This window comes from Halopseudomonas sp., assembly GCF_036961105.1.
In the GTDB taxonomy this organism is placed as follows: domain Bacteria; phylum Pseudomonadota; class Gammaproteobacteria; order Pseudomonadales; family Pseudomonadaceae; genus Halopseudomonas.
In genome coordinates this window covers 55,487-67,641 of sequence record NZ_JBALWW010000010.1, presented here as the reverse complement: position 1 = coordinate 67,641, position 12,155 = coordinate 55,487, and the positions used below count along the sequence as shown (strand labels likewise).

The window sequence follows — 12,155 nt, the reverse complement described above, 5'->3', positions numbered from 1 at the left end:
TAGCGCCTAATCCATGGAAGTGGTCTAAATGTCCTCAGATACACCTGAGCAAGAGCAAATCCGGCATACAACCAGCCACCATCTGCGATTTCACCGCGCCAGCCTGCATCTGGGTTCAGTGTTCGGCGATGGCTGGTTTGCCTTGAAGGCCGAAGCCTTCGCGCGCTTTTTTGGCACCCCGGTATTTCTTGTCACACAGACGTTGGTCGTGGGATTGTGGATAGCAGTCAACGTTAGCGGCCTGGTGCAGTTCGATCTTTATCCCTTCATTCTGTTGAATTTAGCGTTCAGCCTCCAGGCGGCCTATGCAGCGCCGCTGATTCTTTTGGCGCAAACTCGCCAGGCCGATCGCGACAAGGCGCTGGCGCAAGCCGATGCGCAACACCGCGAAGCCCTCGCGCAAGCGGCTGAGGAAAGGGCGCAGCAGTCTGCGCAGCACACCCAAACCCTGCTGCTGTTGCTGGAGCAGAACACTCGATTGACCGAGCTGACTCACCAGTTGAGTCAGCGTATTGAAGCGCTGACGCTGCAGGTACATGGCGAGCTGGTCAGCCGCCCGCCGGCGGCGCGGTAGTTAACGCGCCAGGCGACGTAGCTGCAACACCAGCATGCCCAGCACCAACCCCCAGAATGCGCTGCCGATATGGAACAGCGACAGCCCCGAGGCGGTGATCAGAAAAGTGATAAAGGCCGCCTCGCGCTGGTGTTCATCCTGTAGCGCGCTGGCTAGACTGTTGCCGATGGTGCCCAGCAGGGCCAGGCCGGCGATGGCCATGATCAGCGCCTGCGGAAAGGCGGCGAAGAGGCTGGCCACGGTGGCGCCGAACAGCCCGGTGAGCAGATAGAAGAACCCGCCCCAGATGGTGGCGCGATAGCGCTGCGCGGGGTCCGGGTCGGCGTCCTTACCGGCGCAGATGGCTGCGCTGATGGCAGCCAGGTTGAAGGTGTAGCCGCCGAAGGGAGCCAACAGCAGGCCGGTGATGCCGGTGGTGGTCATCAGCGGTGATGCCGGCACCTGATAACCGTTGGCGCGCAGTACCGCCATGCCGGGGACGTTCTGCGAGGCCATGGTGACGATGAACATGGGAATACCCACGCCGATCAGCGCAGTCAGCGAGAAGGCGGGCATGGTCCAGATCGGCTGCGCCATGGACCAATCCAGTGCGTCCATGTGCAACTGGTTGCCCAGGGCAGCGATCAGCACGCCCACCAGCAGGGCCAGTGGCACCACATAGCGCGGCAGTAGTTGGCGGCCCACCAGATAGGTGGCCAGCATCGCGGCCACCATCAGCGTCTGCTGTTCCAGCGCGACAAAGAGATTCAGACCGAAGGGCAGCAGCACGCCGGCCAGCATGGCGCCCGCCAGGGACGTGGGGATCAGTCGCATGATGCGGTCGAACCAGCCGAGCAGACCACAAAGCGTAATCAGCGCTGCGTTGAACAGAAACACGCCAATCGCCTCATTCAGGCTGAAGCCCGGCAGGCCGGTAGCCAGGAGTGCGCCGCCGGGTGTGCTCCAGGCAATCAGAATGGGCGAACGATAACGCAAGGACAGGCCAATGCTGGTAAGCGCCATACCCACGCCCAGTGCCCATAACCAGGAGCTGATCTCCTGCGGCGAGGCGCCTGCGGCTTCGGCGGCTTGAAAGATGATGACCGCTGAACTGGTATAGCCGACCAGCACGGCAATAAAGCCGGCGGCAATATGCGAAGGGTTGAAACAGGCCCGAATCACGCGCATCTCCGACACTAAACGTGGTTGTGCGCTATAGCGCACAGATGGACAATGTAGCACTCGTGCGTTATAACGCACAAAACAAATTACAGGTTTTTGCATGCAATCAGTGGGTGATTATCTGGGCCAGGCGCTCAGGCAGTTGCGCGGCGAACGAGGCTGGAGCCTGGATCGCGCCGCCCAGGCCTGTGGTGTGAGCAAGGCGATGCTGGGGCAGATCGAGCGTGGCGAGTCGAGCCCGACCCTGGCAACGCTGTGGAAGATCGCCGGCGGTTTCCAGGTCTCTCTTTCTGCCTTCATTGCAGCGCCACCGGCCGAGCTGGAAGTGCGCAATGCCGACCTGTTGCGCCAACGCCCGACCAGCGACGCCATGCTGGTCGCGCCGCTGTTTCCCTTTGATCCACGCTACGGTTTCGAGCTGCTGGAGCTGACCTTGCCGCCCGGTTACGAGCGCCTGTCCGAGGCACATGATGGCGGCGTAACCGAGCACGTCACCGTGATTCGGGGCGCAATGGAGCTGTTGGTCGATGGTCGCTGGCAGGAGCTGGAGCAGGGTGCCGCCGTGCGCTTTGCCGCCGATGCCGCGCACGGCTATCGCAATACGGGCAGCGTGCCTGCGGTGTTTCACAACCTGATCTGCTATCCCGGCAATCAGTCGCGGTAAAACACTTGCACCAGGTGGTAGCCGAACTGTGTTTTAACCGGGCCGTGTACCACCTTCAGCGGTTTTTTGAAGATGATCTGGTCGATCGCCTTGACCATTTGCCCCGGTCTTACCTCACCCAGATCGCCGCCGCGCTTCTTCGACGGGCAGGTAGAGTGTTTCTTGGCCAGCACATCAAAGGCCTCGCCGGCGGCAATGCGCTTCTTGAGCGCGGCAGCTTCGGCTTCGGTCTTGACCAGAATGTGGCGGGCCATGGCGACGGGCATGGGGGCGTCCTCGGATTGCGGGCTGAGAGCTGCAATTATGCCAGAAGCGACGGGTGCGTATTACTCGGCGCTGTCGCTGCGCGCCTTGTTCGACAGGCGCAGGCCACGCAGGCTGCGCTTCACACTTTTGAGGTGATTGACCAGCTCGGGACCACGGCGCATGGCCATGCCCATTGCCAATACATCGATCACCACCAGATGGGCAATGCGCGAGGACAGCGGCGTGTAGATGTCGGTGTCTTCCGGCACATCAATGGGGATGTGAATGCGACCCAGCTCGGCCAGGGGCGTGCGGCTGGGGCAGAGGCTGATCAGAGTGGCGCCTGTTTCGGTCACCAGCCCGGCCGAATGCAGCAGATCCTTGGTGCGCCCGGTCTGTGAGATGGCCACGGCAACATCTTCCGGGCCCAGGGTCACGGCCGACATGGCCTGCATGTGCGGATCGGAATAGGCGGCAGTGGACACCTGCAGGCGAAAGAACTTGTGCTGCGCGTCGCTGGCCACCGCGCCTGACGCACCGAAGCCGTAGAACTCCACGCGGCGGGCGTGGGTCAGGGCGTCGATTGCCTGCTCGATGGCGGCAGGATCCAGGCGCTCGCGCACATCCATCAGGGTCGCCAGGGTGGTATCGAATATCTTGTGTGACAGGGTATCGACGCTGTCGTCCTCGTTGATCGAGAACTGCCCGAAGCTGGCGCCAGCCGCCAGGCTTTGCGCCAGCTTGAGCTTGAGATCCTGAAATCCGCTGCAGCCGATGGCGCGACAGAAGCGTACTATGGTCGGCTCGCTGACACCCACCTGCTGCGACAGATCGGCCATTGACGAGTGCATGACCTGCGCCGCCTGCGCCAACACGTAGTCGGCCACCTTGAGCTCGGACTTTCTGAGCAGGTCGCGGTTGGCGGCAATATGCTGGAGTAGGTTCACTGTGGCTTCATGTTAGGCTGCGGGTGAATGGTCGGGTTCGGCCACCGAACGTTGGTGTCAGAACAGGCGGTAAACAGGTGTCGCTCAGGCGGCGTCGAATGTGTAGCTAGGCTGCCCCCTTGGCTGACCGGTCTTGTAGTTATACTACAAAAATGGTCGGGGCGCTGTTTTCCGGAGGGTGACGTGGCGGCGCAAGACAGTATCAGCTGTGACATGGTGGTGTTTGGTGGCACCGGCGACCTGGCAATGCGCAAGCTGTTGCCCGCGCTCTATTACCTGCACCGCGACGGCCATCTGCACGAAGGTACGCGGATCTTTGCGCTGGCGCGCGCCCAGCATTCGGCGGAAAGCTACCGCAAGCTGGTCCGCCGGCACGTCAGCCAGCACGTCGCGCGTGGCGACTTCGAAACGGGCACCTGGGACAGCTTCGCTGCGCGTATGGATTATCTGTCGCTGGATGTCAGCCAGCGCGTCGAATTCCCCAAACTGACCCGCCTGCTGAAGAAAAACAGCGGCCGGGTGCGGGTCTTCTATCTGGCCACTTCCCCCGGACTTTTCGCGCCAACGGTAAAACACCTGGCGGCGGTCGGTCTGGCTGATGAACAGGCGCGAGTGGTGCTGGAAAAGCCGCTGGGCGAAAGCCTGGAGACGGCCAATCAGATCAACGACCAGATCGGCGTCGTTTTCGATGAGGCCCGGGTTTTCCGTATCGACCACTATCTGGGCAAGGAGGCGGTGCAGAACCTGCTGGCGCTGCGCTTTGGCAACGCCCTGTTCGAGCCGCTCTGGCGCAACGCGCATATCGACCATGTGCAGATCAGCGTGCTGGAAAGCGTGGGCGTGGAGAACCGCGGTGATTATTACGACCGCGCTGGCGCGATGCGCGACATGGTGCAGAACCATTTGCTGCAGCTGCTCTGTCTGGTGGCCATGGAGGCCCCGGTGCATTTCGAGCCCGAGGCCGTGCGTAATGAAAAACTGAAGATTCTCGAAGCCCTGCGGCCGATCACCGGGATGGATGTGCAGGATCGCACCGTGCGTGGCCAGTACGCCGCCGGCGAGCGCGCCGGTGAACGCCTGCCAGCCTACTACTTTGAAAAACGCGTGGACCACGACAGCAACACCGAAACCTTCGTCGCGCTGAAGACCGAGATCGACAACTGGCGCTGGGCCGGAGTGCCCTTTTACCTGCGCACCGGAAAATGCCTGGCGCAGCGCAAGTCGGAGATTGTCATTCAGTTCAAGCCGGTGCCCTATCGTCTGTTTCCACGCAGTGGCGACAACCCGGAAAACAACCGCTTGATCATCAGCCTGCAACCGGATGAGGGCATACGGCTATCGCTGATGGCCAAATCGCCGGGGCGCGGCATGGGCCTGCAGAACGTGGATCTGGATCTGGATTTTGCCGACGCCTTCAAGCGGCGTCGCTGGGATGCCTACGAGCGCTTGCTCCTGGATGTCATCCAGGGCGACGCCACCCTGTTCATGCGCCGCGACGAGATAGAAGCCGCCTGGCGCTGGGTAGACCCGATCATCGCCGGCTGGCAGGACTGCTATCGCTCACCCAAGCGCTATCCGGCGGGCAGCTGGGGCCCCGACGCCGCCGACAGCCTGGTGGAACGCCAGGGTCACGCCTGGCTGGATGAGCGCTGAGCGCGGTGGGTAATGGCTAGCGGCGGTTGCGCAATATCGGCATGTCGCTGCTACCGGCCAGCAGCGCAGTAAACTCGTCGGCGGGTATCGGCCGGCTGATCAGATAGCCCTGCACCTCATCGCAGCCGTTGGCCTTGAGGAAGTTCAGCTGGCTCTCGTGCTCCACGCCTTCGGCCACCACGTTCAACGACAGGCTGTGCGCCATGGCGATAATGGCGCGAATGATGGCGTCGTCGCAGTGCTCTTCGTCCAGCTCGGCGACAAAGGCGCGATCAATCTTCAGCGTGCTGATGGGGAAGCGTTTGAGGTAGGCGAGCGAGGAATAGCCGGTGCCGAAATCGTCCACCGAGAGAATCACCCCCAGTTCCTTCAGCGCGTCTATGTTGCTCGATACCGTGGGGCTGTGCTCCAGCAGCATGCTTTCGGTCAGTTCCAGCTCCAGCAGGCGCGCGGGCAGCCGGCTGGCGCGCAGAATCTGCGCGACGTCGCGGGCAAAGCCTTCCTGGCGCAATTGCTGGACCGAGAGATTGACCGATACCGCCACCGCTTCCGGACCCTTCTGGTACCACTGGCTGGCCTGTTGGCAGGCCTGGCGCAGCACGCAATCACCCAGGGCGCCAATCAGACCCGACTCTTCGGCGATGTTGATGAACTCGCCCGGCATGATCAGACCGCGTTCCGGATGCTGCCAGCGCACCAGTGCCTCGGCGCTGCGAATGCGATCGCTGGCCAAGTGCAGCTTGGGCTGGTAGTAAACCAGCAACTGATCATCTTCCAGCGCCTTGCGTAGCTGGTTCTCCAACTGCAGGCGGTCCAGACTGTAAGCGCGCAGCTCGTGGGTAAAAAACTGCGCATTGTTGCCCCCCAGCTGCTTGGCGTGCTGCATGGCCTGGTTGGCCTGGGTGATCAGTAACAGACTGTCGCGTGCGGTCGCCGGGAACAGGCTGATGCCGATGGAGGCGGTCATTACCAGCTCCTGCTCGCCGATCAGCATGGGCTCGCGCAGCTTCTCCAGCACCGAGTGGGCCAGTACCGCCAGGGTTTTTTCATTCTCCGGTTGTTCGATGATCACCACAAACTCGTCGGCGGACAGCCGTGCCAGCAGATTCTGCGGCTGCACCGCCGCGCGCAGCCGCCGTGCGACCTCCTGCAGCAGGTTGTCGGCCACGGCGTGGCCGAGGCTGGCGTTGATCTGCTTGAAGCGATCCAGGTCGATATGCAGCAGCGCCACCTGATGTTCGTGCTGGCGTGCGCGGCTGGTGGCGTCCTGCAGTCGCTCGTTGAACAGGCTACGGTTGGCCAACTGGGTCAGGGCGTCATAGTTGGTCAGATACTGCAGTTGCTCTTCGGTCTGCCGATGGGTGGTTAGGTCGGCGAAGAAGCCCACGTAATGAGTGACCTGGCCGCTGCTGTCACGCACCACCGCCAACTGCAGCCAGATCGGAAAGGGCTCGCCGGTGCGTCGCCGGGCAGTGAGCTCGCCCTGCCAGCGATCCTGATTGCCCAGCAACTGCTGCAAGTGAGCAAAGTGATCACGGATTTCCGTGTCGCCGCTGAGATCGAGAATGTTGCGGCCCACGGCCGCCTCGCTGGCCAGCCCGGTAATTACGCTGTACGCCTGGTTGACGGCCAGCACATTGAACTGTGGATCAAGGATGAAGATGCCTTCGGAGGTGGCCTCGAAAACCGTCGCAGCCAGCACCGCCTGTTCGTTCTGGTACTTGCGCGCGGTGATGTCCCGGCGGGTGCCTATCATTCGTGTGGCGCGGCCGTTGGCATCACGTTCGACTACCTGGCCGGCGTCTTCCACCCAGACCCATTGCCCATTCTCGTGCCGTACCCGGTATTCCATGCGGTAGGCTTCGGTCTCACCTTTCATGTGGCGCACCAGGGTCTTGCGAACCATGGCGGCATCGGCCGGGTGCAGCCTCGGCTTGAGCTCAAGCAGCATGCTCAGACCTTCATTGGCGATGATGCCGAAAATGGTATCGATCTGTGAATGGTAGACCTTGTCGCCCACCAGGTCCCAGTCCCACAGCCCCAGTTGGCTGGCATCCATGGCCAGACTCAGTTGGGTCTGGCTGGCTTGCAGTTCGTGGGAGGCGCGTTCCAGCTCGGCGGTGCGGTCGCGCACCCGCGCTTCGAGTTCCTCATGGCTGTCGCGCAACGATTGCTCGGCGCTGCGGCGTTGAGCTACTTCCCGCGCCAGTTGCTGGTTGAGTTCTTCGCTGCGCTGTTGAGTGCTGCTCAGATTGGCCACCAGGGCTTCGTTGCGCAGATGGTTGATCTGGGCCTCAAGCACCGAGCGGTGAATGAAAATGGCGCACAGCACGATACATACGAACAGAATGAGCCCCATCAGCGCCCATGCCTGGCTGAATTCGTCCGCTTGCAGCAATAGAAAGGCGACCGGCGGCAACCAGGCGGGAATGATGAAGCTGGCAAAGGCAGGGAAGCGGCTGGCATAGATCACCCCCACGCACAGCGAGACACCACCGGCCAGGCTGTAAACGGGTACCTGCAAAGTGAAATTGCCGAGTGGCGTCAGCCCGATATAAACCCAGGCCAGGCAGAGGCCGGAGGCGAGATTGCCGAGGTGGAAAAAGAACCGCCAACGTGCGCGCAGGCGATCATGCGCCTGACAGGCGTGGTAACGAGCGACCAGGCGCTGGCGCAGCAGCGCCAGCAAGCAGACCACCGCGGCCCATGCCATCAAGCCGCCGACACTGGTATGCCCCCACAGCAGCGCGACTATCAGGCAGGCAGCACCCAGCATCAACCATTGCGGCAGGCGTGAGTAGGCGTACAGCTGGTTCATTTGCTGTAGGCGCAGTTCGACCGCAGAGATGGGTGGATTACTGGGGCGCAGAATCGTCATGACGACGTGGGTTTCCTGGAACGCTGTGCGTTTCTTTTTATCATGGATTGATCTTGAGAAAGAGCGAAGCCGTGTCTCAGGCAACCTTACACCAGCGGTTCGCTCCGGCACAGCCCCAAGCCGGAGAAAACTACCGCGCGGCTGTCTGGCACAGCGGATACAGCCGCCGCTTTCGGCCGGCGCGCGGTCGCTGGTAGAATGCCGCAATGGATATCTCCCACCTGCTTAATTCTCTCAATGACGCCCAGCGCCAGGCGGTTACCGCCAGTCTCGGCCAACAGCTGGTGCTGGCTGGCGCCGGCTCCGGCAAAACCCGCGTGCTGGTGCACCGTATTGCCTGGCTGGTGGAGGTCGAAAAGGCCTCGCCCTGGAGCATTCTCTCGGTCACTTTCACCAACAAGGCTGCCCACGAAATGCGTGGGCGCATTGAACAGATGCTCGGCATTTCGCCGCAGGGCATGTGGGTGGGTACCTTCCACGGCCTGGCGCACCGTCTGTTGCGCGCGCACTGGCGCGAGGCGGGTCTGGCCGAGCAGTTTCAGATTCTCGACAGCGATGACCAATTGCGGCTGGTCAAGCGGGTCATCCGCGAGCTGGGCCTGGATGAAAACCAGTGGGCGCCCAAACAGGCTCAGTGGTGGATCAATGGCCAGAAGGACGAAGGTCTGCGGCCACAGAATATTCAACCCGCCGGCGATCTGTTCCTGACCACCATGGTGCGCATCTACACCGCCTATGAACAGGCCTGCGCGCGGGCTGGTGCGGTCGACTTTGCCGAGCTGCTGCTGCGCTCGCTGGAGCTATGGCGCGACAACCAGACCCTGCGCGAGCAATACCAGGCGCGCTTCAAGCACATGCTGGTCGACGAGTTTCAGGACACCAACGCCGTGCAGTACGCCTGGCTGCGGCATCTGGCTGGCAAAAGCCCGAGCCTGATGGTGGTCGGCGATGACGATCAATCGATCTACGGCTGGCGCGGCGCGCGGATCGAGAATATTCAGCAGTTTCAGACCGATTATCCCAATGCCGAGATGATCCGCCTGGAGCAGAACTACCGCTCCACCGCGACCATCCTCAAGGCCGCCAATGCGCTGATCGACAACAACGCCGGGCGTCTCGGCAAACAGCTGTGGACCGATGGCAACGAGGGCGAGCCGATTGCGCTCTATGCCGGCTTCAACGAGCAGGACGAGGCGCGCTTCATTGTCGAGCGCATCGAACAGGCGGTGCGCGATGGCATGAGCCGCAGCGAGATTGCCATTCTTTACCGCTCCAACGCCCAGTCGCGGGTATTGGAAGAGGCGCTGCTGCGCAGTGGCGTGCCCTACCGCATCTACGGCGGCCAGCGCTTCTTCGAGCGCGCCGAGATCAAGAACGCCATGGGCTATCTGCGGCTGATCGGCAATCGCGGCGATGATGGCGCCCTGGAGCGCATCATCAATGTGCCGACACGCGGAATTGGCGACAAGACCGTGGAAGCGCTGCGCCAGCACGCTCGTGAGCAGGATGTTTCCCTGTGGCAGGCAGCCTGCGACCTGCTCGACAACAAGGGCCTGCCGGGGCGCGCCGCCAATGCGGTGCAGGCTTTCATGGTGCTGATTGAAGAACTCGCCGAGCGCGCCGAGGGCGTGCCGCTGTACAGCAAGGCGCAGATTGCCATCGAACACAGTGGGCTGTTGCGTTTTCACGAGCAGGAAAAGGGCGAGAAGGCGCAGGCACGGGTCGAGAACCTGGAAGAGCTGGTTTCGGCCGCGCGCGGCTTCGAGAACGACATGGCCGACGAAGACGAAGAGGGCGATGTGCTGCTCGCTTTCCTTGCCCATGCCTCGCTGGAAGCCGGCGAAACCCAGGCCGACCGCTTTGAAGACAGCGTGCAACTGATGACGCTGCACAGCGCCAAAGGCCTGGAGTTTCCGCTGGTGTTCATGGCCGGCGTGGAGGAAGGCCTGTTCCCGCATAAAATGAGCCTGGAGGACCCCGGTCGGCTGGAAGAAGAGCGCCGCCTGGCATACGTGGGCATTACCCGCGCCATGCAGCAATTGGTCATCACCTGGGCCGAGACTCGCCGCCTGTATGGCAGCGAAACCTTCAACAAGCTGTCCCGCTTCGTGCGGGAAGTACCAGCGGAGCTGATCCAGGAAGTGCGCCTGGGCAACCAGGTCAGCCGTCCCTTTGGTCCCGGCAAGACCGGCCTGTTTGCCGCCGACGCCAGTGAAAGTACCGGTTTTGCGCTGGGTCAGCGGGTGATGCATTCGTTGTTTGGCGAGGGCGTGGTACTCAACTACGAAGGCCAGGGCGCGCAGGCGCGCATCCAGGTCAACTTTGACGATGAAGGCAGCAAGTGGCTGATGGTGGCTTATGCCAAGCTGCAACCGCTTTAGGCGGTTGCAGCAGCTGGAAGCTGGAGGCTAGAAGCTGGAAGTTGGCCGTGCAAGCGGTGGTTTCGTTGTCTGGTTTGGATGCGGCGTGAGCTACAGATTTTTCAGAAATGAAAGCGGACAGTCAGCACGGTCGCTACGCTTTTTGCTTCAAGCTTCAAGCTTCAAGCGCTGCGACTGCCACAAAAATAAATTAATCGATTGCTGCGTGACGCCTTGTCGCTTGCAGCTTGACGCTTGGAGCTAAGTTTATGGATCGTCGCAAACTATTGACCGCCGCCGGACTGGGTCTGGGCGCTGCAGCGCTGGCCGGTTGCAAGGATGAGGCTGCCCCGGCAGCGGGCGGTGCTGACGCAGCGCAGCCGGAACAGCGCTTTCGCTGGAAGATGGTCACCTCCTGGCCGGAGAACTTTCCCGGGCTGGGCACTACCGCACAACACTTTGCCGATACCGTCACGCGCTTGTCCAACGGCCGCTTGAGTATTCAGGTGTTCGCCGCCGGCGCTCTGGTGCCGGCGCTGGAAGTCTTCGATGCGGTCTCCAGCGGCACCGCCGAGCTGGGCCATAGCGCGGCTTACTACTGGAAGGGCAAGAGCGCCACGGCACCTTTCTTTACCGCCGTGCCCTTTGGCCTCAACGCGCAGGAAATGAACGCCTGGCTGTATGAAGGCGGCGGGCTTGAGCTATGGCAGAAAGCCTATGAACCCCTCGGTGTGGTGCCGCTGCCCTGTGGCAACACCGGCGTGCAGATGGCCGGCTGGTTCAACAAGGAAATCAACAGCCTGGATGATCTGCAGGGGTTGAAGATCCGCATGCCCGGCTTCGGCGGCGAAGTGCTGTCCCGCGCCGGCGCCACCACAGTGAATCTGCCAGGCAGCGAGATTTTTACCTCGCTGCAGACCGGTGTGATCGACGCCACCGACTGGGTCAGCCCCTACAACGATCTGGCCTTCGGCCTCTACCAGGCCGCCAAATACTATTACTACCCCGGCTGGCAGGAACCCTGCGCCGTGCTGGAATTGACTATCAACCAGCAGAAGCTGGCCGAGCTGCCAGCTGATTTGCAGGACATAGTGCGCACGGCGGCGCGGGCCACCAACCAGGCCATGCTGGATGAATACACCAAACGCAACGCCGATGCGCTGGACACCCTGGTGAACCAGCACGGTGTGCAACTGCGCCGGCTACCGGATGCAGTGCTGGACCGGCTGCGCGATATCAGCATGGACGTACTGGAAGAAACCGCCGCCGCCAGCCCCCTGAACCGCGAAGTATGGGATTCCATGCAGGCCTTCCGCGACAAGGTGAATGCCTGGCACGCGATCAGCGAGCAGGCGATGTACGCGCTGCGCACTCGCTGAGCCCGACGCAATAAAACATCTGCCGGCGCCAGGGCATACCACTGCGCTACAGGCTGTACCCGGGACGGCCAGAAACGGCAACACTTGATGGCGGCGAAGCTTCTTGCGGTGTGTCTGCTTACCGGAAGGCTCGTGCACTGAAATGAAGAACACAGCCTTTGCCAAGTCGATGCCAATTGTCATAAATTTGTTCATGGTCTCCTCCTGTCTCCGTTCGGTTTCAGTAGATGTTTAGCATCTATCCCCTGGCGCATCGACGCCGTAGAAGGGAGAGGGAGGAGACCATCTCATCG

9 protein-coding genes are annotated in these 12,155 nt (G+C 61.9%); 5 read left to right on the top strand and 4 right to left on the bottom strand.

Annotated features, from left to right (window positions below; translation table 11 throughout):
• Window positions 1-28 precede the first annotated feature (28 nt).
• Window positions 29-574, top strand: coding sequence for a DUF1003 domain-containing protein (locus V7756_RS11505; RefSeq protein ID WP_335610316.1), 546 nt, complete (start codon window positions 29-31; stop codon window positions 572-574).
• Here the strand turns inward: V7756_RS11505 and V7756_RS11500 are convergent, their stop codons facing one another.
• Window positions 575-1,735, bottom strand: coding sequence for a benzoate/H(+) symporter BenE family transporter (locus tag V7756_RS11500; protein ID WP_442908995.1), 1,161 nt, complete (start codon window positions 1,733-1,735; stop codon window positions 575-577).
• Between the two features lie 100 nt (window positions 1,736-1,835).
• On the opposite strand from V7756_RS11500, the gene V7756_RS11495 reads away from it, so the two are divergent.
• Window positions 1,836-2,399, top strand: coding sequence for a helix-turn-helix domain-containing protein (locus V7756_RS11495; protein WP_335610314.1), 564 nt, complete (start codon window positions 1,836-1,838; stop codon window positions 2,397-2,399).
• Here V7756_RS11495 and V7756_RS11490 read toward each other — a convergent pair.
• Both V7756_RS11490 and hexR read right to left on the bottom strand, forming a co-directional pair.
• Window positions 2,387-2,665, bottom strand: a complete 279-nt coding sequence (locus V7756_RS11490) for a peptidylprolyl isomerase (RefSeq protein ID WP_335610313.1) — start codon at window positions 2,663-2,665, stop codon at window positions 2,387-2,389. The genes V7756_RS11495 and V7756_RS11490 overlap by 13 nt on opposite strands.
• A gap of 60 nt (window positions 2,666-2,725) precedes the next feature.
• Window positions 2,726-3,592 (bottom strand): transcriptional regulator HexR, encoded by an 867-nt coding sequence (gene hexR, locus V7756_RS11485; RefSeq protein ID WP_335610312.1) that lies wholly within the window; start codon window positions 3,590-3,592, stop codon window positions 2,726-2,728.
• A 213-nt stretch (window positions 3,593-3,805) separates the two neighbouring features.
• Here hexR and zwf point away from each other — a divergent pair, with 213 nt between their 5' ends.
• On the top strand, window positions 3,806-5,245 hold the full coding sequence (gene zwf / locus V7756_RS11480; RefSeq protein ID WP_335610365.1) for a glucose-6-phosphate dehydrogenase: 1,440 nt from the start codon (window positions 3,806-3,808) through the stop codon (window positions 5,243-5,245).
• Between the two features lie 16 nt (window positions 5,246-5,261).
• On the opposite strand, the gene V7756_RS11475 is transcribed toward zwf, so the two are convergent.
• Window positions 5,262-8,123, bottom strand: coding sequence for a putative bifunctional diguanylate cyclase/phosphodiesterase (locus V7756_RS11475; protein WP_335610311.1), 2,862 nt, complete (start codon window positions 8,121-8,123; stop codon window positions 5,262-5,264).
• A gap of 206 nt (window positions 8,124-8,329) precedes the next feature.
• Between V7756_RS11475 and uvrD the strand changes: the two genes are divergently transcribed.
• Window positions 8,330-10,504, top strand: a complete 2,175-nt coding sequence (uvrD, locus tag V7756_RS11470) for a DNA helicase II (RefSeq protein WP_335610310.1) — start codon at window positions 8,330-8,332, stop codon at window positions 10,502-10,504.
• A gap of 248 nt (window positions 10,505-10,752) precedes the next feature.
• Window positions 10,753-11,862, top strand: a complete 1,110-nt coding sequence (locus tag V7756_RS11465) for a TRAP transporter substrate-binding protein (RefSeq protein WP_335610309.1) — start codon at window positions 10,753-10,755, stop codon at window positions 11,860-11,862.
• Window positions 11,863-12,155 lie beyond the last annotated feature (293 nt).

Excerpts from the sequence above, each read along its gene's own strand:
- V7756_RS11505 (WP_335610316.1), top strand. The coding sequence starts at position 29 with ATGTCCTCAGATACACCTGAGCAAGAGCAAATCCGGCATACAACCAGC.
- V7756_RS11495 (WP_335610314.1), top strand. The coding sequence starts at position 1,836 with ATGCAATCAGTGGGTGATTATCTGGGCCAGGCGCTCAGGCAGTTGCGC.
- V7756_RS11490 (WP_335610313.1), bottom strand. The coding sequence starts at position 2,665 with ATGCCCGTCGCCATGGCCCGCCACATTCTGGTCAAGACCGAAGCCGAA.
- zwf (WP_335610365.1), top strand. The coding sequence starts at position 3,806 with ATGGTGGTGTTTGGTGGCACCGGCGACCTGGCAATGCGCAAGCTGTTG.
- V7756_RS11475 (WP_335610311.1), bottom strand. The coding sequence starts at position 8,123 with ATGACGATTCTGCGCCCCAGTAATCCACCCATCTCTGCGGTCGAACTG.
- uvrD (WP_335610310.1), top strand. The coding sequence starts at position 8,330 with ATGGATATCTCCCACCTGCTTAATTCTCTCAATGACGCCCAGCGCCAG.
- V7756_RS11465 (WP_335610309.1), top strand. The coding sequence starts at position 10,753 with ATGGATCGTCGCAAACTATTGACCGCCGCCGGACTGGGTCTGGGCGCT.